This window comes from Cypionkella psychrotolerans (assembly GCF_001294535.1).
Taxonomy (GTDB): domain Bacteria; phylum Pseudomonadota; class Alphaproteobacteria; order Rhodobacterales; family Rhodobacteraceae; genus Cypionkella; species Cypionkella psychrotolerans.
Map to the genome: position 1 here is coordinate 59,683 of NZ_LGIC01000087.1, position 23,145 is coordinate 82,827.

General features: G+C 60.1%; 22 protein-coding genes and 1 tRNA gene. 11 read left to right on the forward strand and 12 right to left on the reverse strand.

All coding sequences use genetic code 11. The annotated features are described in order from the left end of the window. Positions 1–63 precede the first annotated feature (63 nt). The gene (locus AKV04_RS22180; RefSeq protein WP_054008596.1) at positions 64–402 is read right to left on the reverse strand and encodes a P-II family nitrogen regulator; all 339 of its coding nucleotides are present in this window, start codon (positions 400–402) and stop codon (positions 64–66) included. A gap of 184 nt (positions 403–586) precedes the next feature. Between AKV04_RS22180 and AKV04_RS22185 the strand changes: the two genes are divergently transcribed. Continuing rightward, positions 587–2,164 (forward strand): bifunctional ADP-dependent NAD(P)H-hydrate dehydratase/NAD(P)H-hydrate epimerase, encoded by a 1,578-nt coding sequence (locus AKV04_RS22185; RefSeq protein WP_054008658.1) that lies wholly within the window; start codon positions 587–589, stop codon positions 2,162–2,164. Between the two features lie 64 nt (positions 2,165–2,228). On the opposite strand, the gene AKV04_RS22190 is transcribed toward AKV04_RS22185, so the two are convergent. Then, positions 2,229–2,702 carry a Hint domain-containing protein gene (locus tag AKV04_RS22190; RefSeq protein WP_054008597.1) on the reverse strand — a complete coding sequence of 158 codons (474 nt, stop codon included), beginning with the start codon at positions 2,700–2,702 and terminating at the stop codon, positions 2,229–2,231. A 208-nt stretch (positions 2,703–2,910) separates the two neighbouring features. Here AKV04_RS22190 and AKV04_RS22195 point away from each other — a divergent pair. The 3 genes from AKV04_RS22195 (at position 2,911) to AKV04_RS22205 (ending at position 5,173) form a co-directional block, all read left to right on the forward strand. After that, positions 2,911–2,995: transfer RNA gene (locus AKV04_RS22195), tRNA-Leu, on the forward strand. A 24-nt stretch (positions 2,996–3,019) separates the two neighbouring features. Beyond that, a complete protein-coding gene (tig, locus tag AKV04_RS22200; protein ID WP_054008598.1) occupies positions 3,020–4,354 on the forward strand; it encodes a trigger factor in 1,335 nt (444 codons plus the stop codon). A 72-nt stretch (positions 4,355–4,426) separates the two neighbouring features. Next, the gene (locus AKV04_RS22205) at positions 4,427–5,173 is read left to right on the forward strand and encodes a hypothetical protein (RefSeq protein WP_054008599.1); all 747 of its coding nucleotides are present in this window, start codon (positions 4,427–4,429) and stop codon (positions 5,171–5,173) included. Here the strand turns inward: AKV04_RS22205 and AKV04_RS22210 are convergent. From AKV04_RS22210 to AKV04_RS22235, 6 genes are all read right to left on the reverse strand, one after another. Then, positions 5,144–6,085, reverse strand: coding sequence for a DMT family transporter (locus tag AKV04_RS22210; protein WP_054008600.1), 942 nt, complete (start codon positions 6,083–6,085; stop codon positions 5,144–5,146). The genes AKV04_RS22205 and AKV04_RS22210 overlap by 30 nt on opposite strands. Positions 6,086–6,330: 245 nt before the next feature. Beyond that, a complete protein-coding gene (locus AKV04_RS22215; RefSeq protein ID WP_054008601.1) occupies positions 6,331–7,659 on the reverse strand; it encodes a calcium-binding protein in 1,329 nt (442 codons plus the stop codon). A 204-nt stretch (positions 7,660–7,863) separates the two neighbouring features. Then, on the reverse strand, positions 7,864–8,448 hold the full coding sequence (gene rplI / locus AKV04_RS22220) for a 50S ribosomal protein L9 (protein ID WP_054008602.1): 585 nt from the start codon (positions 8,446–8,448) through the stop codon (positions 7,864–7,866). Positions 8,449–8,458: 10 nt separating this feature from the next. Beyond that, on the reverse strand, positions 8,459–8,686 hold the full coding sequence (gene rpsR / locus AKV04_RS22225) for a 30S ribosomal protein S18 (RefSeq protein ID WP_054008603.1): 228 nt from the start codon (positions 8,684–8,686) through the stop codon (positions 8,459–8,461). A gap of 29 nt (positions 8,687–8,715) precedes the next feature. Then, on the reverse strand, positions 8,716–9,171 hold the full coding sequence (rpsF, locus tag AKV04_RS22230) for a 30S ribosomal protein S6 (RefSeq protein ID WP_054008604.1): 456 nt from the start codon (positions 9,169–9,171) through the stop codon (positions 8,716–8,718). A gap of 162 nt (positions 9,172–9,333) precedes the next feature. Continuing rightward, positions 9,334–9,753: a PACE efflux transporter gene (locus tag AKV04_RS22235; protein ID WP_054008659.1), complete on the reverse strand. Its 420-nt coding sequence runs from the start codon at positions 9,751–9,753 to the stop codon at positions 9,334–9,336. A gap of 102 nt (positions 9,754–9,855) precedes the next feature. Here AKV04_RS22235 and fabD point away from each other — a divergent pair, with 102 nt between their 5' ends. The 3 genes from fabD (at position 9,856) to AKV04_RS22250 (ending at position 12,027) form a co-directional block, all read left to right on the forward strand. Then, positions 9,856–10,785, forward strand: a complete 930-nt coding sequence (fabD, locus tag AKV04_RS22240; protein ID WP_054008605.1) for an ACP S-malonyltransferase — start codon at positions 9,856–9,858, stop codon at positions 10,783–10,785. A 101-nt stretch (positions 10,786–10,886) separates the two neighbouring features. Beyond that, complete coding sequence (gene fabG, locus AKV04_RS22245; RefSeq protein WP_054008606.1) at positions 10,887–11,624, forward strand: 3-oxoacyl-[acyl-carrier-protein] reductase; 738 nt, start codon at positions 10,887–10,889, stop codon at positions 11,622–11,624. A gap of 169 nt (positions 11,625–11,793) precedes the next feature. Beyond that, positions 11,794–12,027, forward strand: coding sequence for an acyl carrier protein (locus tag AKV04_RS22250; RefSeq protein WP_054008607.1), 234 nt, complete (start codon positions 11,794–11,796; stop codon positions 12,025–12,027). A 376-nt stretch (positions 12,028–12,403) separates the two neighbouring features. Here the strand turns inward: AKV04_RS22250 and AKV04_RS22255 are convergent, their stop codons facing one another. The 3 genes from AKV04_RS22255 to AKV04_RS22265 form a co-directional block, all read right to left on the reverse strand. Further along, positions 12,404–15,718 (reverse strand): efflux RND transporter permease subunit, encoded by a 3,315-nt coding sequence (locus tag AKV04_RS22255; protein ID WP_054008608.1) that lies wholly within the window; start codon positions 15,716–15,718, stop codon positions 12,404–12,406. 10 nt (positions 15,719–15,728) lie between these two features. Then, positions 15,729–16,868 carry an efflux RND transporter periplasmic adaptor subunit gene (locus tag AKV04_RS22260; protein ID WP_054008660.1) on the reverse strand — a complete coding sequence of 380 codons (1,140 nt, stop codon included), beginning with the start codon at positions 16,866–16,868 and terminating at the stop codon, positions 15,729–15,731. A 63-nt stretch (positions 16,869–16,931) separates the two neighbouring features. After that, positions 16,932–17,579, reverse strand: a complete 648-nt coding sequence (locus tag AKV04_RS22265) for a TetR/AcrR family transcriptional regulator (RefSeq protein ID WP_082351802.1) — start codon at positions 17,577–17,579, stop codon at positions 16,932–16,934. Between the two features lie 150 nt (positions 17,580–17,729). Between AKV04_RS22265 and fabF the strand changes: the two genes are divergently transcribed. Then, on the forward strand, positions 17,730–18,992 hold the full coding sequence (fabF, locus tag AKV04_RS22270; RefSeq protein WP_054008609.1) for a beta-ketoacyl-ACP synthase II: 1,263 nt from the start codon (positions 17,730–17,732) through the stop codon (positions 18,990–18,992). Further along, positions 18,992–20,167, forward strand: coding sequence for an endolytic transglycosylase MltG (mltG, locus tag AKV04_RS22275; RefSeq protein WP_054008610.1), 1,176 nt, complete (start codon positions 18,992–18,994; stop codon positions 20,165–20,167). Before fabF ends, mltG begins: the two co-directional genes overlap by 1 nt. 35 nt (positions 20,168–20,202) lie before the next feature. Here the strand turns inward: mltG and AKV04_RS22280 are convergent, their stop codons facing one another. Then, positions 20,203–21,246, reverse strand: coding sequence for an acyltransferase family protein (locus tag AKV04_RS22280; protein ID WP_156317755.1), 1,044 nt, complete (start codon positions 21,244–21,246; stop codon positions 20,203–20,205). Between the two features lie 304 nt (positions 21,247–21,550). Between AKV04_RS22280 and AKV04_RS27745 the strand changes: the two genes are divergently transcribed. Beyond that, positions 21,551–22,423: a M91 family zinc metallopeptidase gene (locus AKV04_RS27745; protein WP_162232932.1), complete on the forward strand. Its 873-nt coding sequence runs from the start codon at positions 21,551–21,553 to the stop codon at positions 22,421–22,423. Between the two features lie 63 nt (positions 22,424–22,486). Continuing rightward, positions 22,487–23,041 (forward strand): hypothetical protein, encoded by a 555-nt coding sequence (locus AKV04_RS22290; RefSeq protein ID WP_156317757.1) that lies wholly within the window; start codon positions 22,487–22,489, stop codon positions 23,039–23,041. The last annotated feature ends 104 nt before the right edge of the window (positions 23,042–23,145 follow it).

A 23,145-nucleotide genomic window follows, 5' to 3' on the forward strand; every position in this document is an offset into this window, starting at 1 on the left:
TCGGGTTGAAAGTAGCGGCAAGGGTTGGCCTGCCGGGTTTTGGTTGTTCAGATCGCGCCGGGGTTAAATGGCGTCGTCGCCAGTCTCACCAGTACGGATGCGGATCGCCTGCTCGACAGGGCTTACGAAAATCTTGCCATCGCCGATCTTGTCGGTGCGGGCCGCGGCAATGATCGCGGCAATCGCGACATCGACCATATCATCGGTCAGCACGACTTCGATTTTCACTTTCGGCAGGAAATCGACGACATACTCCGCGCCGCGATAGAGTTCGGTGTGGCCCTTCTGACGGCCAAAGCCTTTGACTTCGGTGACAGACAAGCCCTGAATACCGGCTTCCTGAAGGGCTTCCTTCACCTCGTCCAGCTTGAACGGTTTGATGATTGCCTCGATTTTCTTCATGGCCGACTCCCCAAGTCTTTTTACACGCAAATCATGGTCTATGCGGTAGTGATCACTTCCCTGCGGGGGCTTCAATTCTGTAGGAATGAGCGGGGGCGGGTTGCGGTTGGAAAAACGTGATGATGATTAAAATATAGGCGATATGCGTGATGTGTGGGCGGTTTGTGAACGAAAAGGCGAAGATATGAGCGAAGTGCTGACGGCGGCGCAGATGAAGGCGATTGAGGCGGCGGCGATTGCCTCGGGTGCCGTGACCGGGCTGGAGCTGATGGAGCGCGCCGGGGCAGGCGTTGTGGCTGCGGTGCTGGAGGAATGGCCGGAGATGGCTTCGGGCGGACAAAGGGCGGTGGTGTTGTGCGGGCCGGGCAACAATGGCGGCGACGGATTTGTGGTGGCGCGGCTGTTGGCGGCGCGGGGGTGGGCGGTGGAGGTGTATCTCTATGGCGATGCGGGGAAGCTGCCTCCGGATGCGCGGGTGAATTATGAGCGATGGGTGGAGGTGGGGGAGGTTGGGTCGCTCTGCGGCAGCGAAGGCTGGCTCAAGCCAACAGACCTAATCATCGACGCGCTTTTTGGTATCGGCCTTACGCGTCCAATCGTCGGATCTCTCGTAGAAGACTGGGATACGGTCATGAAAGATCGTGCCGCTTGGTTGACGCCGACAGTCGCGATTGATGTACCATCCGGCTTATGTAGCGACAGTGGCCGCGAAGTGGGTGACGTTTCATTCCTTGCAGATGTTACGGTGACATTTCAAGCTGCAAAGGTCGGACATTTTTTGGCCAACGGACCTTTGACTGGGCGGCTGGTCATCAAGAGCATTGGTTTGGATCAATGGGTCGGAAACGCTAAGGATACTGTGCAGCTTGTAAGCGATCCACATCGATACTTTGCAATCGAACTGAATAAATCCGGAGGGGATCACAAATTCTCCCACGGCCACGCCCTGATCGTCTCGGGCGATCACGGTCATGCCGGGGCGGCGCGGATGGCGGCGCGGGGGGCTTTGCGGATCGGGGCGGGGCTGGTGACGGTGGCCTCGCCGCCGGGGGCGATGGCCGAGAATGCGGCGCGGCTCGATGCGGTGATGTTGAAGCCGGTGGCAAATGCGGCGGGGTTGGCTGAGGTTTTGGCGGATGCGCGAATCAATGCGGTGTGTCTGGGGCCGGGGCTGGGGTTGGATGCGCGGGCGGCGGAGGTGGTGCGGGTTGCGCTGGAAACCTCGAGGCTCCGGCTCAAGGCCGGAGCTACGCAGGGATTGCGGTTGGTGCTGGACGCCGACGCGCTGACCTTGATCTCGCGGGATGCGAAGTTGTTTGGACTGTTGCATGAGGGCTGCGTGCTGACGCCTCACGCAGGCGAGTTTGCGCGGTTGTTCCCGGATATTGCGGAGAGGTTGGCGGCTCCGGCGGTGACGGGTCCGGCCTATTCCAAGGTGGATGCCACCCGCGAGGCTGCGGCGCGGGCGGGATGTGTGGTGCTGTATAAGGGGGCGGATACGGTGATTGCGGCCCCGGACGGGCGCTGTTCGATTAACGCGGCGGTGTATGAGCGTTCGGCACCTTGGCTTGCCACCGCAGGATCAGGCGATGTGCTGGCAGGGTTTATCACCGGACTTCTGGCCCGGGGATTTCAACCGATGCAGGCGGCGGAGACGGCGGCTTGGCTGCATGTCGAATGTGCGCGCAGCTTTGGGCCGGGGTTGATTGCCGAGGATCTCCCCGAGGAATTGCCGAAGGTGTTTCGGGCTTTGGGGGTTTAGAGCGCCGCTGGCGGCAAGGCGATTTTCGCGCGAAAATCGTGTACGGAATTCGCGCGAATTCCGCTCAGGCGGCGACGGGCGCGCTGGTGCAGACGAGTTCCAGATCGCCTGCATAGATCACCACCTCTTCTTCAAAGCGCAGGGTGTAGAGGCGCAACTCGGGCAGCACCTCGGCCCGGATATACGCGCCATCTACAAGCCGCGCCGCAGGGATCAGCGCAACCTTGGCCCCCGTCAGAGCCTTCGCGCGCCAGTCGCGGATCAGGATGGGCTGATCTGGGGTGACGATCATATCGTCGGCGGGGCGATCCTTGCCCAGTACGCCTGCAGAGATTCGGATCATGCGGGCGTTTTGTACGACGCTCACCTCAATCGCCACCAGCTTGCGCGCTCCGGTGCGGGTGATCACCCGGTCGCCGGGGTGCAGGTACTCAACCGGCATCATGCCATCAAGACTGAGCACCGGAGTACCGATGGCCAGACCATGATCAAGCCCGGTGTTGGACTTGGCGGCGGTCACTTTGGCGTGGATGGTCATCGGCAATCCTCCGGCGCAGCAGCGCGTGGGGCAAACTTACCGCCAAATGGGGCGAGATTGCGGTCATGCCCTGACTTTTCGGGGAATTTCATCCCAAAAGAGTCTTTCACTTTTCCTCTCGCTTCCCTCGCGCGGCTTTGTTAGAAGGGCGCGGATTTCAGGGCGCACTTTCGGCCTTCGGGCAGGAATTTGCGCTTTGTTGACATATGCGGGTATGGCGAAATTGGCAGACGCACCAGATTTAGGTTCTGGCGCCGCAAGGCGTGGGGGTTCAAGTCCCTCTACCCGCACCAAAGGTTGATGAGAAGGACGGACACATGCAGGTCACCGAAACCCTGAAAGACGGCTTGAAGCGCGCCTACACCATCACGGTGTCCGCCGCCGAGCTGGAAGCCAAAGTTCAGGAAAAATTGCTCGAGGCGCAGCCCGAGGTCGAAATCAAGGGTTTCCGCAAGGGCAAAGTGCCGTTGGCGATTCTGAAAAAGCAATTCGGTCAGCGCCTGATGGGCGACGCCATGCAGGACGCCATTGATGGCGCGATGAAAGAGCATTTTGAGAAAACCGGCGACCGCCCGGCCTTGCAGCCCGACGTGAAAATGGTCGGTGGCGAGACTTGGAAAGAAGGCCAGGACGTTGTGGTCGAGATGGCCTATGAAGCCCTGCCGCCGATCCCGGAGCTTGATGCCTCCAAAATCGCTTTGGACCGTTTGTCGGTGAAAGCCGATGAGGCTTCGGTCGAAGAAGCTTTGAAAAACCTCGCGGCCACCGCGCAGAACTTTGAAGATAAGCCGAAGGCCAAAAAGGCCAAATCGGGCGATCAGGTTGTGATCGACTTCAAAGGTTCGGTCGATGGTGTGGCGTTCGAAGGCGGCGCTGGCGAGGATTACCCGCTGGTTCTGGGCTCGAACTCGTTCATTCCGGGCTTTGAAGACCAGTTGCTGGGCACCAAGGCTGGCGAAGATGTCACCGTCACCGTGACCTTCCCCGCAGAATATGGCGCGGCACATCTGGCTGGCAAAGAAGCGGTGTTTGCTTGCACCGTGAAAGTCGTGCGCGAAGCCAAAGCGGCTGAACTCGACGATGAGTTGGCGAAGAAATTCGGCGCTGAAGATTTGGCTGCCTTGAAGAGCCAGATTTCCGAGCGTCTAGAAGCCGAGTACAAAGGTGCAGCCCGCGCTGTGCTGAAGCGTTCGCTGCTCGATCAACTCGACGGTCTTGTGAAGTTCGACCTGCCCCCCGCTTTGGTCGATGCCGAAGCCAATCAGATCGCGCATCAGCTGTGGCATGAAGAAAACCCGGATGTGCATGATCACAACCATGGCTCGGTTGAGACCACGGATGAGCATAAGAAACTGGCCGAACGTCGCGTGCGTCTGGGTCTGGTGCTGGCTGAAATCGGCCGCAAAGCCGAAGTCACCGTGTCGGATGCTGAAATGACCCAAGCGGTTCTGGCGCAGGCGCGCCAGTATCCGGGCCAGGAACGTCAGTATTTCGAGTTCGTGCAGAAAAACCCGAACATGCAGCAGCAGTTGCGCGCGCCGATCTTTGAAGACAAGGTTGTCGATCACATCGTGGCTGGTGCTAAAGTGACCGAGAAAGAAGTTTCCAAAGAAGAGCTGCAAAAGTTCATCGAAGCTTTGGACGAGATGTAATCTTAGACTTCTGCTAAGCATACGGGGCCGCCTCTTTGGGGCGGCCCTTTTCTTTCTGAACCGGAGGCTATGATGCCCGAATTCTTGCCCGATCTGCCCGTTGAAGGGATTCTAGAGTGCCTCAAACGTTCACCGGGGCATGAGGTCAATACGGGCAAGATGGATGGCCCGGAATCCTCTAGCGCTTTGACTGCCAACGCATTCGGCTGGTTTTTGAACCGCGCGCAGGATCTGCCACCTTTGCCGGGGGTGCCAGCGGGGCAGGTGGCGTCGGTGACGCTAGAGGCCGAGATGCGGTTTCCGTGGACGGGCGGGCGGCATCCGTGGCTGGATGTGGCGATTGAAACCCACACCACGCTGATCGGCATCGAAGCGCGGCGGTATGAACCGTTTCGCCCGATGAAGGCCAATGGCTTTGCCGAGATTTTTGATCGCCCAGTCTGGGGTGAAAAGCTGCCGCGCTTCACCAAGCTGCGCGATGATATGGTGGCGGGTGAGGCAGGGTTTCAGACCCTCGACGCCGTGCAGCTGATCAAATCGGCCTATGCGATTCTGACGCGGGCCGAGAAGCGGGCGGTGGGCGGCGTGCTGGTGTATCTTTATGCTGAACCTGCGAATTGGGCCTCGGGCAAACCCGTTGACCCCAAGCGCATCGCTTTGCACCGCCGCGAGGTGGCGCAGTTTGCCAAGCTGGTGGCGGGCGATACTGTCAGCTTCGTGCCGATGCGGTGGGAAGACCTGCTGGATCAATGGAGCAAATCCGCCAAACTTGCGGGGCATGTGGGCAGGTTACACGACCGCTTCGGCGCTTTGGGGTGATCTGCGGCGCTCTTGCAGCAGCACGAACAGGCCTGCGCCTGCGATGATGCCGATGCCAAGCCAGCCTTGCGCATCCGGCCAGTCGCGCCAGAACAGCCAGCCCCACAGCACTGACCAGATCAGGCCGAGGTATTCGAACGGGGCGACGATGGAGGCTGCCGCGATGCGGTAGGCTTGCGTCAGCAGCCATAGGCCCATGGCGGCGACCACGCCGCAGGTCATCATCAGGGCGAGGTCTGGCGCAGTGGGGGTGATCCAACCCCGGGTGAGGAAGGCGAGGCTGGGGTGGCTGGTGACGGTGTGACTGCCATCGTGATAATACAGCGCCATCAGACCCGCGCAGCTTAGGAACACCGCATTGCCCCAGAACGCCAAGGCGGCGGCGGTTTGGGTGTCGCCCATCTTGCGGGCGGTGATCATCGAGATGCCATAGGTCAGCCCGGACAGGATTGGCAGCAAGGCGGCCCAGTCGAACAAATCCGATCCGGGGCGAACCATGATGATCACGCCGAGAAACCCGGTCAGCACGGCGGCCCAGCCAAGGGCGCTGACTTTCTCGGACAGGAACAGCACGGAAAGCACGGTGATGAACAAGGGCCCAGAGTAATAAAGCGCCACAGTGGTCGGCAACGGCAGGCCAGCGAGGGCGATGTAAAAGCTGAAGTATGCGATGAACATCACCAGCCCACGCAGGATCATCTTTGGCGCACCGGGCGTGAACAAGGTGCGGATGCCGCCGTCAAAATGCGCGAAGGCCAGAAGGAACGGGATCGAGGTGAAGCCCCGGATCAGCATCGCCTGATACAAAGGATAGCCGCCGGAGATCAGCTTCAGAATCAGGTCTTGCACCGAAAACACCGAGATTCCGGCGATCAGGTAAATAATGCCCAAGCTGGTGGTTTTGCGGGTCATTGCCGCAAGCTAGGCGGCGTTTTTCGCGCGGGCTGTTCGATTTGCGACATGGTTTGATCAAAAGCGATGGGTCGTTGATCGGGCAGGGCGATCAGAGCGCGGCGAACCGCCCTGCGGTCTCGGCCATCACGTCATGATCGGCGACAGCGCCGAGCGGACCATGCGGCGCAGTGACACCCTGCCGCGATGCGGGCGGGGTGCGTGCTCTACAAATCAGAGTTTTGGAGAGCCGCAACACCCAGCGCTTAGAACAGGATGATGTCCGAGGCCACCATGCTGACGTTGCCGGTAAACCGCATCAGCAGATAGGCCCCATTGCCCGTACCGGACCACAACAGATCACTGGTGTCAGTGCCGCTGTCGTATTGCAGCACGAAAACCCCCGGCGTCGCGGTGCTGCCGCCGATCTGCAAATCGCCAGGGTCGAGAGGGCCAAGGTCGGGCGCGTAAATGCCGATGCCCGCGCCGGCGTAGCGGATATGATCCTCGCCGCTGGTGAAATCGGTGATGGTGTCGAGACTGTCCTCGGTCACACCGAACACGAACACATCCGCGCCAGCCCCCCCCGTGCGGAGATCCTGGCCTTTGCCGCCGTTGATCACATCATTGCCGTCGCCGCCAGCCAGCGTGTCATGCCCCGCACCGCCATAAAGCGTGTCATTGCCGCCGCCACCATATAGCACATCATCGCCGGTGAGGCCCATCAGCAGATCTTGACCACCCATGCCAAAGCCGGTGTCATTGCCACCACCGCCGCGGAAGGTATCATCGCCCGCGCCAAGGCTGGCGATATCGGCCAAAGATCCGCCACGCGCCTCATAGCGTTCAAAGCCGGTGATCACCGACAGGCTGCCGTCATCAACCCGGCCATTCGCGCCATCAACAATGAAATATAGCGGCGAGTTATCGCTTTGCGCCAACAGCACATCATCGCCGCCGCCGCCGTTGAGCGTGTTGGCAACGCCGGTGATGATATAGGCCACGGTATCGTCGCCCGCCAAGGCATTGACCCGGTTGGCACCGCCCGAGACATGCAGCACATCATCGCGCGCGCCGCCAATCACCGTGTCATCGCCGTAGCCTGCCAGCAGAAACAACTGCTCCATCCCGACAAAATTCAAATGCGAGCCATCGGTGGCCGAGGCAAAACCAGTGCGGAAGTCCACCGAAACCGCGTCATCGGTGAAGACCGAGGGCCAAGATAGCAACAAGGTGTCGATGCCCGCGCCGCCAAAAACCGCTGCGTTCTGGGTCTGGGTGACGGTGATCGTATCATCGCCCGCGCCGCCATAGGCCGTGCCTGCGCTGCCATAGACCAGATCACCCAACACGATCAGATCATTGCCGTTGCCACCATAGAGCACATCATTGCCGCCATCGTTGACCAGCGCATCATCGCCCGCGCCGCCATAAGCGGTGTCATCGCCCGATCCAGTTTCAATCGCATCGTCGCCCAGCCCGCCATAAACCATGTCGTCGTTTTGCATCGCATAAATGATGTCATTGCCTGCAAGACCATACAGCGTGTCATTTCCCGCGCCGCCGTAGATCAAGTCGTCGCCTGTGGTTGCCATACTGAAATCTCCTGAAAAATGCGTGTATTGGGCAGGAATTATGGTCTGCTGCCGGATCAATGGGCCGATATTCGCCCGATCTCGGTGGCTCTGCCGATCATCACGGCCTTAAATTGAGGCTAAATCTGAAAATCGGTCAAGAAAAAACCGCGCCGGAGGCTCCGACGCGGTTTCTAAAGTTTTGCAGGCTATGCCCAAACCAGCTTAGTCGCGGGTCAGGTCTTCGCCGTCCTGGGCAGCGCCCATTTCCGAGAACAGGTTGGCGATTTCGAAATCGGCTTCGGCTTCTGCCTCGGCTGCGAGTTCTTGGATCGACTTGCCCGAAGCTTGCAGGGCCGCTTCTTCAACCGAACGTGCGACGTTCAGGCTGAATTTCACGGTCACTTCCGGGTGCAGGATCACCGAAACGGTGTGCACGCCAAGCTCTTTGATCGGACGGTCGAGCACGATTTGCGCACGGTTGACGGTGAAACCGTCAGCGATTGCCGCGTCTGCTGCGTCACGGGTGGTGACGGAACCGTACAAAGCGCCCGAATCGGAGGCCGAACGGATGATCACGAAGGTCTGGCCATCCAGCTTTTCGCCGACAGCTTCGGCTTCTTTCCGGGTTTCCAGGTTGGTGAGTTCCAGCTGTGCTTTCTTCACTTCAAACGAGGCAATGTTGCCCGAGTTTGCGCGAAGCGCTTTGCCTTGCGGCAGCAGGAAGTTGCGCGCGTAGCCGTCCTTGACGTTGACGACTTCGCCCATTTGGCCAAGCTTGGCCACGCGTTGAAGCAGGATAACTTGCATGATTAAACCCTCACTTCACAGCATAGGGCAGCAGGGCGAGGAAGCGGGCGCGCTTGATGGCCTGAGCCAGTTCGCGTTGCTTCTTAGCCGAGACTGCGGTGATACGGGACGGCACGATCTTGCCACGCTCGGATACATAGCGTTGCAGCAGGCGCGTGTCTTTGTAGTCGATTGCCGGAGCATTGTCGCCCGAGAACGGGCAGACCTTGCGGCGGCGGAAAAACGGTTTATTCGCCATGGTTTAGGCTCCTTTCCTGAGGCTGGGGATCAACGACGCGGGCCGCCGAACGACGGACGCTCGCCACGGTCACCACCGCGGTCGGGACGGTCGCCGAACGAAGGACGCTCACGACGCTCGCCGCCGAAACCACCTTCAGGGCGATCTCCGCGCTCGCGCTCGTCACGCTTTTGCATCTGAACCGACGGGCCGTCTGCATGGACGTCAACCTTGATGGTCAACACGCGCATGACGTCATCGTGCAGGCGCATCAGGCGTTCCATTTCCAGAACTGCCGAAGCGGGTGCATCGGTTTTCAGCAAGGCGTAGTGGCCCTTGCGGTTTTTGTTGATCTTGTAGGCCATCGTCTTGACGCCCCAGTATTCATGCTCGACAACTTTACCGCCGTTGTCGGCCAGAACCGTGGAGAAGTGCTCGATGAGGCTTTCAGCCTGCGCGTTGGAAAGATCCTGACGCGCGATCATAACATGCTCGTAAAGCGGCATGTGTGCTCCGATCTGTCTATGTGGCGCATTTCATAGGACGGGCAAACACTTTCCGCGGCCCGTCCACGAGAGCCTGCGCCGTTACGTGGAAATGCGGAAAGATTGGGGGCTTATAGAGGAAACGAGTGGGGATGCAAGCGCAGCAAGCGGCCTCGGGCGGATTTAGCGCGCGGATTGCGGCAGCCCGAAGATGCGGTCGAAGCTGTAGGTGAAAACGTAGGTATATATGATGAACAAAAGGATCAACCCGGCCTCATATTGCAGCGCCGTCCACAGATCGACCTGAAGCCACCACGCCATGAGCGGCAGCACAAGGATGACGAGGCCGCCCTCAAACAGCAGTGCATGAACCGAACGCCGGGCAAGGCTGCGCCCCTTGGTCGTCTGCCGCGCCTCCCATGCCTCAAACAGCGCGTTGAAGCCCATGCTCCAGCCCATCGCAATGGTGGCGGTGATGGCCGAGAGGATGAGCGATTGGGTGGCGTTTGCCTCAGACATCGCCAAGAGGCCTAGGGTCGCCACCGCGACTCCAAGCGTCTCAAAGCTGACGGCGTAGAGGATTTTGCGCAGGGTTGGGGTCATGGCCCCTGTGTGGAATCCGCGCGCGGGCAAGTCAAGATCGGGCAAGACGTTGCACGAATGGCTTTCGCAGGGTAAGCCAAAGGGAAGAAAAGGGAGGGCCAGATGAGCCGCGCATTCGTATTTCCGGGGCAGGGTGCCCAGACCATCGGCATGGGCCGGGCTTTGGCCGAGGCCTATCCCGCCGCTAAAGCCGTGTTTGATGAGGTTGATGAGGCTTTGGGCGAAAAGCTGTCCAGCCTGATCTGGGAAGGCTCGATTGAAGACCTTACCCTGACCAAAAACGCCCAACCCGCGCTGATGGCGACCTCAATCGCTGCGCTGCGTGCACTGGAAAGCGAGGGCATCGGCATTGAGACGGCCTCGTTCGTGGCTGGCCATAGCTTGGGTGAATATTCCGCGCTTTGTGCCGTGGGCGCGCTCGATCTGTCCGATACCGCGCGGCTGTTGCGGATACGCGGGCAGGCGATGCAAGAGGCGGTTCCGGTCGGTGTTGGGGCAATGGCCGCCCTGTTGGGCCTCGATTTCGCCGCCGCCACCGAAGTTGCTGCCGAAGCCGCGCAAGGCGAGGTCTGCCAAGCCGCCAACGACAATGACCCGGCGCAAGTCGTGGTTTCAGGCCACCGCGGCGCCGTCGCGCGGGCATTGGAAATTGCCAAGGCCAAAGGTGCCAAGCGTGCTTTGCTGCTGCCAGTGTCAGCCCCATTCCACTGCTCCCTAATGCAACCCGCCGCCGCCGTGATGAACGAAGCGCTTGCGGGCGTGGTGATCTCGGCGCCGAAACTCCCCGTCGTGGTCAACGTCCGCGCCGAAGCCGTGACTGAGCCAGACCGCATCCGGGCTTTGTTGGTCGCACAGGTCACAGGCTCGGTGCGCTGGCGCGAATCTGTGCTGTGGATGGAAGGCGCAGGCGTCACCGAGTTCTGGGAGATCGGCGCGGGTAAAGCATTGTCCGGGATGATCAAGCGCACGGCCTCCGGGGCCGTGACGCGGACGGTTGGAACACCAGAAGATGTGCTGGCGGCCAAGGGCTAAACGAGACGATTTTTGAGAAAAATCGTGGCCCGGACGTCAAGCGGCGGCGATTTGGATAAACGGCGGGACCGTAGCAGGCACCGCTTATGAGAGGACAGAACATGTTTGATCTGACAGGAAAATGCGCGCTGGTGACCGGCGCTTCGGGCGGTATTGGCGGCGAAATCGCCCGCGCGCTTTACGCTGCAGGCGCGACCGTGGGGCTTTCGGGCACTCGGCTGGAACCGTTGCAGGCGCTGGCGGCCGAACTCGGCGAGCGGGCGCATGTGCTGCCCTGCAACCTCTCCGACCTTGCGGCGGTCGACGAGTTGATCAAGCAGGCAACAACGGCGATGGGCAGCCTTGATATTCTGGTCAACAATGCCGGGATCACCCGCGACAATCTGTTCATGCGGATGTCGGATGAGGAATGGCAATCAGTGATCGACGTCAACCTCACCGCGACGTTCCGGCTGATGCGCGGCGCACTGCGCGGCATGATGAAGGCGCGCTGGGGCCGCATCATCAACATCACTTCGGTGGTGGGCCATTCCGGCAATCCGGGGCAGGCGAATTATGCCGCTGCCAAAGCTGGCACTCTGGCGATGTCGAAGTCGCTCGCGCAAGAGGTTGCCAGCCGCAACATCACGGTGAACTGCGTGGCCCCCGGCTTGATCGAGACGCCGATGACCGAAAAGCTGAACGATGAACAGCGCGCAAAGATTCTGGTCGGTGTCCCCGCAGGCCGGATGGGCAAACCGCAGGAAGTCGCCGCAGGTGTGCTCTATTTGGCATCACAAGAGGCCGCCTATATCACCGGAACAACACTGCATATCAACGGCGGCGGTGATATGTCATAAGGCCGCTAGAAGCGGTTTGAAACCGTTTGCCTAATGCGCGCGCCCTTGCTATAGGCGCGCAAGAATACGCCAGAGGCCATCGCTTTTGGTGCCTGCCGATGCAGGAAAGAGCGCCCGCAAGGGCAGGCAAAAGACCGGGGGCGACCCCTAAACGATATGAGGAAAGAACATGAGCGACATCGCTGATCGTGTGAAGAAGATCGTCGTCGAGCATTTGGGCGTCGAAGCAGAAAAAGTGACCGAGACCGCCTCGTTCATTGATGATCTGGGCGCTGACAGCCTCGACACCGTCGAGCTGGTTATGGCCTTCGAAGAAGAATTCGGCATTGAGATCCCGGATGATGCGGCTGAAACCATTCAGACCTTCGGCGACGCGGTGAAGTTCATCTCCTCCGCTGCCTGATCGCATTTGCAGATCAAACGGAAAGGCACCCTGCGGGGTGCTTTTTTGTTTTTCGTGGTAAGGGGGGATCTTAGGACGGGGCGGTCTCGGGTGGCATCGAGCCACCCTCACCCGGCTGGCGCGGTTGATTTTTGACGGGGCAGCGGAACGGACATGACGAAGCCTCCGGCGGGAGTATTTTAAAAAGAGCAACGCCTAAGATCGCCTTATCTATGACGGGCCATCAAAACGCTCCGGTTCTTTGCAGTTGCTCTTTTTAAAATACTCCCGCCGGAGGCTCCCTCGTTGATAGTCAAAGCAACAGCTTAGAACCAGACAGCGGCAGCAGCGGTCGCGTGGTGGCTCGATGCCACCCAAGACCGCCGCTGGTTCTAGGTCACTCCGCTGCCAGCCCCGGCATGCGTTGCAGTAGTTTATCGTTTTGCTCTGCCTCCAGCGCGGCGATCCGGGCTTCCAGCACTTCTGGCGAGGCAGCTTCAAATTCCACCTCTTTCGGTCCGATGATGCCCCGGAACAGCCGCGCGATCAGGCGGGAAAGGTCGTCCATGATCAGATAGAAAGACGGCACCACCACGAGGCTGAGCACGGTGGAGACGATAATCCCGCCGATCACCGCCGTGGCCATTGGCGCGCGGAACGCGCCGCCTTCACCCACACCCAACGCCGAGGGCAGCATCCCCGCCGACATCGCAATCGAGGTCATCACGATCGGCTGCGCGCGTTTGTGCCCGGCCTCGATGATCGCTTCCAGACGCCCCATGCCGTGTCGGCGCATCTCGATCACAAAATCCACCAGCAGGATGGCGTTTTTGGTGACGATCCCCATCAGCATCAATATCCCGATTAGCACCGGCATCGACAAAGCCGAATTGGTCAGGATCAGCGCTGCCGCCACGCCGCCAATCGCCAAGGGCAACGACAGCAGGATGGTGAATGGCTGGATCACTGATTTGAACAGCAGGATCAGCACGGTCAGTACCAGCATGAGGCCCATCAGCATCGCCTTGCCAAAGCTTGCGAACAGTTCGGTCTGCACCTCGGCATCGGCGGATTCTTTCACCACCACGCCAGCAGGCAGTTTGGTGGCCTTGACGATCTCGGCCAGACGCGTGCTGGCGGTGCCGAGCGCGACACCTACGGGCAGCGATGCCCCAATCGTCGCTTGCCGCTGGCGATTCAGCCGTTTCACCACCGAAGGGCCTTCGCCGATCACGATATCGGCCACCGCAGACAGCGGCACGGTGGCCCCGGTGTTGGTGGTCAGTTTGGTGGCCGCGATGCGGTTGATATCTTCGCGTGAGGCATTGGCCAGTTGCACCCGGATCGGGATCAGGCGGTTGTCGATGGCGAGGTTGGCCAGCGACACATCCAGATCGCCAATCGTCGCCACCCGCACCGTCGTTGCGATGTCTTGCGTGGTTATCCCGAGACGCGCGGCTTCTTCGGCACGCGGGGTGATCTGCACCTCGGGGCGCGGCAATGCCCCTTCGGAGCTGACCTCGGCGAGCAAAGGCTCGGCCCGCAGCGCGGATTCCAGCGCCGAGGTGGCGGTGTTCAGATCGGCCTCGGAGCTTGCCAGAATCGAATAGGCAATGTCGCGCTCGCCGCGGTCATTCAGTTTGAAGGCGCGGATGTCGGGCACCGTCGCGAGGCTGTCGAAAATCTCGGCCTCAATCACGTTTTGCGGCACGGTGCGGCCGTGGTTTTCCACTTCGGGCACCAGCATCCCCAAAATGGGGATCCGCCGTCCGAGTTGCGACAGTTTCAGCAGCAGGCTTTGATCGAGTTTCACCAAAGTCACCGTCACCGAGGCGCGGCGCACATCGAGATCGCCCTTTGGCGAGGCACCCCCGATGACAAACACGTTCTCGACCCATGGCACATTCTTAATGTGGTCGCGGATTTCGGCGGTGGTTTTGTCGGTTTCCGCCAAGGTCGAGCCCGGCGGCAGTTCGACTGAGATCGAAATTCGGCTGACATCCTCTGGCGGTAGGAACGAGCCCGGCACTTGCACCATGAAATAGATCGATACGATCAGCACGCCAATCGCCGTCATCAGGGTGAAGTAATAGGCTGGGAAGCGGCGGAATTTGCCGGATTTTCTTTTCGGCAGGAACGGCAGCGGCAGACCGCCTTGGGTGGTCGCCGTCACCAGCCGCAGATAGTTGCGCATGAACCAGCCATCTTGCGCGCCTTCATGGTGGCCAACATTGGCGTCCTTGGCGCTCATCAGGTAAGCCGCCATCATCGGGGTGATCAGACGGGCGACCAGCAACGAGAACGCCACGGCAATCGCCACCGTCAGGCCAAATTGTCGGAAATACTGCCCCGGAATGCCGCCCATGAACGACACTGGCATGAACACCGCGATGATCGTCGCAGTGGTCGCCATCACGGCGAGGCCAATCTCATCGGCGGCTTCAATCGCGGCGCGGTAGGGGGTTTTGCCCATCCGAATATGTCGGGCGATGTTCTCGATCTCGACAATCGCATCGTCCACCAGAATCCCGGTCGCCAAGGTCACCGCCAAGAACGACACCAGGTTCAGCGAGAACCCTAACATATCCATCACCCAGAACGTCGGTATCGCAGACAGCGGCAAGGCGACAGCGGTGATCAAAGTTGCGCGCCAGTTGCGCAGGAAGGCCAGCACCACCAGCACCGCCAGCAAAGCGCCCTCAAACAAAGTGCTCAGCGCGGATTCGTAGTTGCCATAGGTGTAGAACACCGTCTCGTCGACCAGCTTGATGCCGACATTCGGATGGTCGGCGCGGATTTGGTCCAGCGTTTGGTTGACGGTTTCGGCAACGGAAACCTCGGATGCCCCCTTGGCGCGGAACACCGAGAAGGTCACAACCTGCTCGCCATTCAGCCGCGAGAAGCTGCGCAGCTCCTTATAGCTGTCTTGCACATCACCGAGATCAGACAGCCGCACATGCCGCCCCGATGGCAGCGCAATCGTGGTGCTGGCCAAGCCCTGCACGGTGCCCGCATCGCCCAAGGTGCGGATCGCCTGTTCGCCCGAGCCAATCTCGGACCGGCCAGAGCCGAGGTTGGTGTTGGTCGCGCGGATCTGTGCGTTCACCGCCGCCGCTGAAATGCCAAAGCTGTTCAGCTTGACTGGGTCCAGCGCCACCAGAATCTCACGATCCGCGCCGCCAAAACGGTCAATCCGGCCCACGCCGGGGCGGCCCTGCAATCCCCGCACCACCACGTCATCGACGAACCATGAGACTTCTTCGATGGTCATATCGGGGGCCGAGACCGCGAAAGTCATGATCGCATTGCCTTCAACGTCGATCTTGGTGATCTTCGGGGTGTCCACGGCGGCGGGCAGTTTGCCCCGCACCCGGTCCACGGCGTCTTTCACATCCTGCAAGGCTTTGTCGGTCGGAACCTCAATGCGAAACTCGACCGCCGAAGTGGATTGGCCATCCACCACGGTCGAGGTGATGTTTTTCACCCCGGTGATACCCGCCACCGCGTCTTCGATGATCTTGGTGACTTGGGTTTCCATCTCGGCGGGCGCTGTGCCCGCCTGAGTGACGGTGACGGCGATCACCGGCACGTCGATGTTCGGAAACCGGGTGATCGGCAGCGCGTTGAACGACTGCCAGCCCAGCACCATCAGGATGAAGAACGCAAGGATCGGGGCCAGCGGATTGCGGATCGACCAGGCTGAAAAGTTCATTGCCGCGCCCTCAGTTGCTGTCAGTGGCCGCTGCCACCACCGGGTTGATATGATCGCCGTCGCGCACAAACGCGCCCGCTTTGGTCACCACGTCGTCGCCCACCTTCAGTCCGTCGAGCACTTCGATCCAGCCGCCATCGCGCACGCCTGCGGTGATCATGCGCTGTGACACCACAGCGCCTTCCACCAGCATCACCGAAGTTTTGCCGCCCGAGGATTTCACTGCCGTGATCGGCACCGCCGCCGCATCGCCTTCATGCACCAGAATGCTGGCCTCAACATACATGCCGGGGCGCACGGCGCTGGCGTCATCAATCGCAATCCGCACCCGGCCCAGACGGGTCACCGCGTCAATGCTCGGTTCCACAAGGCTGATCTTGCCAGTCAAAGGTTTCGCCATGCCCACCAACCTCAGATCAGCGATTTGCCCCACCGCCAGCCGGGTCAGATCGGCCTCAGCCACATCGGCTCGCAATTCCAGCGCCCCATCACGGATCAGGGTGAACATCGGTTGCCCCGCCGCCGAAGCAATCGCACCCAGTTGCGCATTGCGCGCGGTGATTTCGCCCGCGAAGGGTGCTGTGACTTCGGTGCGCGCCAGTTGCAGATCGACATTGGCCAGTTGTGCTTCAACCAAGGTCTGCTGCGCTTTTGCGGCCTCCAAAGATTGCACCGCCACCGAAACCTGCGCTTGCGCCGAGACTGACCCAGCAAGGGCGGTATCCGCTGCCGCTTGGCTGGCCGAGCCTTGGGCTTTCAGCTTCGCGGTGCGGTCCGAGGTGCGTTGCGCTTCAGCGGCGGACGAGTTCGCCGCGATCACCTGTGCTTGCGCTTGGGCGATCTGGGCTTTGGCGGCCGCCAAGGATGCCGCAAGCTGCGCCTTTTGCAGATCAAGCGTCGAGGTGGACAGCCGCGCCAGCACTTGCCCCGCCGTCACTTTGTCGCCGACATCGGCAAGCAGGGCTTCAATCGGCTGGCCCTCAATCAAAGGGGCGACTTGAATGGTTTCCTGCGGCGCCACCAGCCCCGAGGCCAGCACCACATCGCGCAGATGCCGGGTTTCCACCGCCGAGACTGTGATCGCAGGCAGCACTTGCGCGGTCGCGGCAGGGACCTCTGGAATGGCAGCTTCAGCGCTGTCGGCCCGCATCGGGCTGGCCGAGACCGTTTGCAGGGCAATAAGCGCAAAAACAAAACGGGAGGTCGTCATGGGTCAGCCTTTCGCGCCGCTGGCGGCAACTTCATCAAGAGTTTGGTCAATGATACGCAGGATCAATGCATTCAGATCGTTGCGCAGAGTCTCATCTTGCTGCGGCATCATCGCCGAAGATTTCACCAACAGCACGATCAGGGCCGCATGGGCGGCAAATCGCGCGCGGGATTGCTCCAGGCTCAGACCGGTGGCTGCGGCAAAAGCCTGCATCAAGTAGTCAGCAATCGTGGTTTCCATCAGACCGCAAGCGACGCCAATTTCGGGCTTGCGCAGGGCGGTCGCGGTGATTTCGGCCCACAGCGCGCCATCATGGTTGCATTGGTGCTCGACCAGTTTAATGCGCACCTGTTGCCGCATCGTTGCAATCGGGTCATCCGAGGCGAAAATCGGCTGGAAGTCTCGGGCCATTTCCTCAAGATCAAGCGCAATCAACGCCTGCACGATGGCAGCCTTTGAGGCAAAGTAGCGATAGAAATTCCCCACGCTCATCCCAGCCGCGCGGGCGAGGTCTTGCATCGAGGCTCCGTCAAAGCCCTTTTCGGCAAAAGCCTGCCGGGCAGCGGCCAAAATCTCGGCCACGCGTGCATCGGCAGGTGTTTCGGTGGTTTGCAGCATCAGGGTATCGCATCTATCGGAATGAACGTTCATTCATTATCATTTCTGCACCTGCACGGTCAAGATGAATCACAGGTGCGCGATGAAATCTCGTCCGGCGCGGGCTTGCCACCCATCTACGGCTTAAGTTGCGCGCGGCCTTTGGGCCGTGTATCAGGCGGAAAACCATTGCGAGGGATATAGATGCGTCGGGTTGTCATTACGGGTCTGGGAATGGTCACGCCGCTGGCTTGCGGCGTCGAGGAAACGTGGAGCCGCCTGCTGGCTGGTCAATCCGGGGCAGGGCCGATCACCCGCTTTGATCCTTCGGGCGTGGTGACGCAATACGCCTGCGAAATCCCCTACGGCGATGGCACCGATGGCACCTTCAACCCCGATCACTGGATGGAGCCGAAAGACCGCCGCAAGGTTGATGATTTCATCCTCTATGGCATGACCGCCGCCGTGCAAGCCGTGCGCGATTCTGGCTGGGAACCCGTCACCGATGAAGACCGTGAACGCACCGGCGTGATGATCGGTTCTGGCATCGGCGGCTTGACCTCCATCGCCGAAACCGCCGTCTTGATCAAAGAAAAAGGCGCCCGCCGGGTTTCGCCGTTCTTCATCCCCGGCAGCCTGATCAACTTGATCTCCGGCCAAGTCTCGATCCGCTTCGGCTTCAAAGGCCCGAACCACGCGGTGGTGACCGCCTGTTCGACTGGCGCGCACGCCATCGGCGACGCTGCCCGCCTGATCCAATGGGGCGACGCCGATGTGATGCTGGCAGGCGGTGCCGAAGCGCCGATTTCCGAGATTGGCATCGCCGGCTTTAACGCCTGCAAGGCGCTCTCGACCAAACGCGCCGACGATCCGACCAAGGCCAGCCGCCCCTATGACGCCGACCGCGACGGCTTTGTGATGGGCGAAGGCGCGGGCGTTGTCGTGCTGGAAGAATACGAACACGCCAAGGCGCGTGGCGCCAAGATCTACGCAGAAGTCCTCGGCTACGGCATGTCCGGCGACGCCCACCACATCACTGCCCCCTCGGAAGACGGCGAAGGCGGCTTCCGCAGCATGAAAATGGCCCTGAAACGCGCGGGGCTGGAGCCTTCCGCCATTGACTACATTAACGCCCATGGCACCTCGACCATGGCCGACACGATTGAGCTCGGCGCAGTCGAGCGCATGATGGGCGACGCCGCCGCCAAGGCCACGATGTCCTCCACCAAATCCTCCATTGGCCACCTTCTGGGCGCTGCCGGAGCGGTTGAGGCGATCTTCTGCGTCCTCGCCATCCGCGACCAGATCGCCCCCCCCACTATCAACCTCGACACCCCGGCGGTCGTCTCAAAACTCGACCTCGCCCCGAACAAAGCCGTCAAACGTCAGATCAACGTCGCGCTGTCGAACTCCTTCGGCTTCGGCGGCACCAATGCCAGCCTCGTGCTCGGCAAGGTCGCCCACTGATGTGGCGCTCGGTCGCCTCCAACGCGCTGACGTTGTTCATCGTGGTGCTGATCCTCGCCTTCGGGCTGATCGCTTGGGGGCGGCAAGCCTTCACCGGGCCGGGTCCGCTGACCCAAGCCATCTGCTTCAAGGTCGATAAAGGGGCGAGCCTTGCCCAGATCAGCCGGGGGCTGGAGGCCGAAGGCGCGGTATCAGATGCCCGCATCTTCCGCATCGGTGCCGACTATTCGCAAGCGGCTAAAGACTTGAAATTCGGCTCTTATCTGCTGCAACCACAATCCTCGATGGGCGACGTTCTCACCGCCTTGACCGCAGGCGGCCAATCCACCTGTGGCCGTGAAGTCAACTTCCGCATCTCGGTCGCCACCGCCGAAGTGATCCTGCGCGAGCTTGACCCCGCCACCAACCGCTATGTCGAGGTCGCCAAATTCGACCCAGCCAAAGATGCCGCCCCCACCGCCTACCTTGATGCAGCACAAGCCCCCGACATCCGCTGGCGCATCACTCTGGCCGAGGGCGTGACTTCGTGGCAGGTCGTCGATGCCCTGAAACGCGCCGATTTCCTTGAAGGCACCATCGACAAACTGCCCGCCGAAGGCACGCTGGCGCCGGATAGCTATGAGGTCGAAAAGGGCTTCGACCGCGCCACGCTGGTCGCCGATATGGAAGCCCGCCAAGCCAAAACCCTCACTGAGCTCTGGTCCACCCGCGCCGAAGGCCTGCCCTATAAGACCCCGGAAGAAGCCCTGGTGATGGCCTCGATTGTCGAGAAAGAAACCGGCATCCCCGAGGAGCGTAAACAGGTCGCCTCGGTCTTCATCAACCGTCTGGCCAAGGGCATGAAGCTGCAAACCGACCCGACGGTGATCTATGGCGTGACCAAAGGTGAGGGCGTGTTGGGCCGTGGCCTGCGCCAATCCGAGCTGAAACGCGCCACCCCGTGGAACACCTATGTCATCGACGGCCTGCCGCCGACCCCGATCGCCAATCCGGGCCGCCTGAGTATTGAGGCCGCCCTGAACCCGGATACGACGCCCTATATCTACTTCGTCGCCGACGGCTCCGGCGGCCACGCCTTTGCCGAGACCCTCGCCCAGCACAACGAAAACGTCACCAAATGGCGCGCGATTGAGGCCGCCAAGGGCGAAGAAGCGGCGGTTGGGGTGCAGGAGTAGGGGGCGGTTTGCTTTGCGCCAACCGTTTTAAAGCCTCATTGCCGTAGCAATGTGGCGGCTGAAAAGCGTGTTTTCAACCTTGAAACATATTGACTCCTCTCAATGCCTGAATAGGTGGCACTTGAGGCTAAATGCACGGTTGCTGAAATGGCGGCGAGGGTAAGCAATATTACATACTGATCTGACAATGTTCCCGTGAAATGCAGGAAAATTCCTATTATCAGGGTGTGAACCAAGTACGTCGAGTAGGACTTATCTCCTAGCCTTGTTAAAAAATCCGTGATGACATGGCGACGTCTTGCAATAGGCTCGAATAACAAGGTCAAACATACAAAGATACCCGCAAGAGCGGTGCGCGTGGTGCCACTTTCATGCGTCAAAAGTGCAATGGCTGTTGCGATAAACCCTAAAGCCAAAATCAACATCATTCGCATGACCAATGATATTTTCTCTTGTTTCGTTTGGACAGAAAACAGACTGGCAATTAATAATCCCATCAAAAACTCATGTAGCCGATAGCTTGATGCGACGGGAGAAAACGCAATCTCCTTCGGATAAACATCAGGTAGTATAAACAAGACGGCAAAGCAAATGACGATTGCAAATTTTCTATTAATAAGCAGGCATGTTGCTAAAAATAAATAGAAAAACATCTCAAAATTCAACGTCCAGCCTACGGTAAGCGTCGGAAATATACCGATGCCAGAAGGGTTGCTATGTGGAATGAATAACAGTGAAGCCAAGATTGAGGATGCATTGATGCCGGTGTAGTCAAATTCGATGGGGAACAGGTAAATACAAGTTATTATCAAAAATGTGTAGAACCAGTAGACTGGTACTATGCGAAAGATTCGATCTACAATGAATCCCGCAGCGGTCTGGCCCGGTCTTTTTACCGAGAAATACATCACAAATCCGCTTAAAACAAAGAACAGATCGACTCCAAAACTGCCGTGATCCGAGAAAAAATACCCCAGAACAGAATCATATTTGAAATCAAAATATATTTGCATGAAGTGGTGATACACCACCATCCAAGCTGCGACCGCACGTAGGATCTGAAGGGAGCGGTATGTCACTTGAGGTTCAGAATTAATCAAAAAAACATGCCATATTGAGCCGCTGTTCCCAAAGTACCGATCACCCTGCGACTGTTGACGCAAGATGTGGCCGCGTTCAAGGCACTTTATGCAATGTGCTTTCCGGCCACCCCACAAACCTTAACAAATCCTTAAATTAGCCACCCCATCCCCTTGATATCAAACACATAAAAAAGGTCCCGAGTTGGGACCGGCCCCGGAACCCCTCCCAACCCCAGCGATTTCTTGACACATCGCGGGCAGCGGCCTAGCCTTCCTGCATTGTATTCTCAAAGGCTTTGCCATGGTCGGATTTCCCGCAGCCCGTATCACGGACATGCATACCTGCCCGATGTGTCTGGGGGCACCTTTCCCGATCATGCCCCCCGCGATGGTGACCGTGCTGGTCGGTAGCCTCCCCGCCGCGCGGATGACAGACCTCTGCGCCTGCCTCATCCCCGCCTTGGTGCCGATCCCATCGGTCGACCCAATAGCCTTCGGCTCGCCCACCGTGCTGATCGGCAGCCTCCCCGCCGCCCGCCAGTTCGACCCGACGATGAAGGGCGGCGCGATCATCCTCGGCCTGCCCACCGTCTTGATCGGCATCGTGGCAACGCCTGCTCCGGGGGAGCCCGGCGCGCTGAATATCTGGGAGGAGGTGCTGCCGGATGGCACCACCGTCACCCATGTCGGGCCGAACATCACCATCGTCGGCACCAAAGCCTACCGCGATGCCGTGGTGCAGGATTTGAAGCGGCTGGACTCGACGCCGACCGGGCATGACCTGCTGAACAGCCTGAACGCGCCGGGCAAGGGTCCGGTAAAGATCGTAGCCAGCACCGGGGGGAACAGTGTGAACGGGACGGGGCCGGGGGCGAATTTGAAGCCGGACGGCACGCCGGGGTCTGGGTCGGGCAGCACGCTGAACTATAACCCGGACAAGACGCAGATCGGCGATGGCTCGAAACCCTACATGACGCGACCGCCTGCGGTGGGGTTGGGGCATGAGCTGGTGCATTGCGAGCAGGCGCAGAACGGGACTTGGAGCGGCAACAAGACCGGCGGGGTGGAGAATGACGAGCTGGCGGCGGTGGGGCTGCCGCCGTATCAGAACAACCCGCATACCGAAAATAAGATCAGGTCGGAACTGGGCCAACCGCCCCGGACCGCATACTAGATGCGGAGTTTGGCCCTGATCTTTGGGCTGATGACAATGAGTGCCGCGGCACAGGAGCAGGTGATGGGTGTGCTGAAGGATGGCGATATCAGTGTTGGGGTGGTCTGGGAGGCGGCGGCCTCGGGCGTGGTCGGGCGCTACCGGGTCAGCAATGCCGGTGCGGCTGAGGTCTATGTGTTTGATCGGCTGTATCGCACTGCGGTGACCGGGTTTCGCACGGTGGACCCCGATTATGCTTGGCATTGGCTGGAGGCGGACGGGGTGTTTCGGGTGGCGAAGTTTGTGCCGCGAGTGCCTACAGGGATGAAGGTGGAAAGCCCGGAGGTCGCCTATGCGCGGGTTTTGGCTGCGGGCGGGGTGTTGGAGGGCCGGGTGCTGCTGGCGGGGCGGTTGGATCAGGATTTGCCCTATGGGACGCCGCCGCCGTTGGCTGCGGTGGGAAAGATCAAATCCATCGTGTTTTCGGTGGGTTATGCCGAGGTGGACCCGCAGGCTGAGGCCAATGAGATCAAGGCGGGGGATGAGATGGTGCTGTCTCTGCCCTATGGTTGGCTGATCGAACAGCAGAAGATTGTCAGTGCGGAGCAACAGGCTTTGACGGTGCCGATGCAGCGATAGGGATCGGGGGCTGTGTTTCGACAGTGCTTGCGATGGCGCTCTTGCGGTGAGGTCGAAGCCTCCGGCGGGAGCAATTTGAAAAGAGCAGTTCGGGGCGTTGAGTG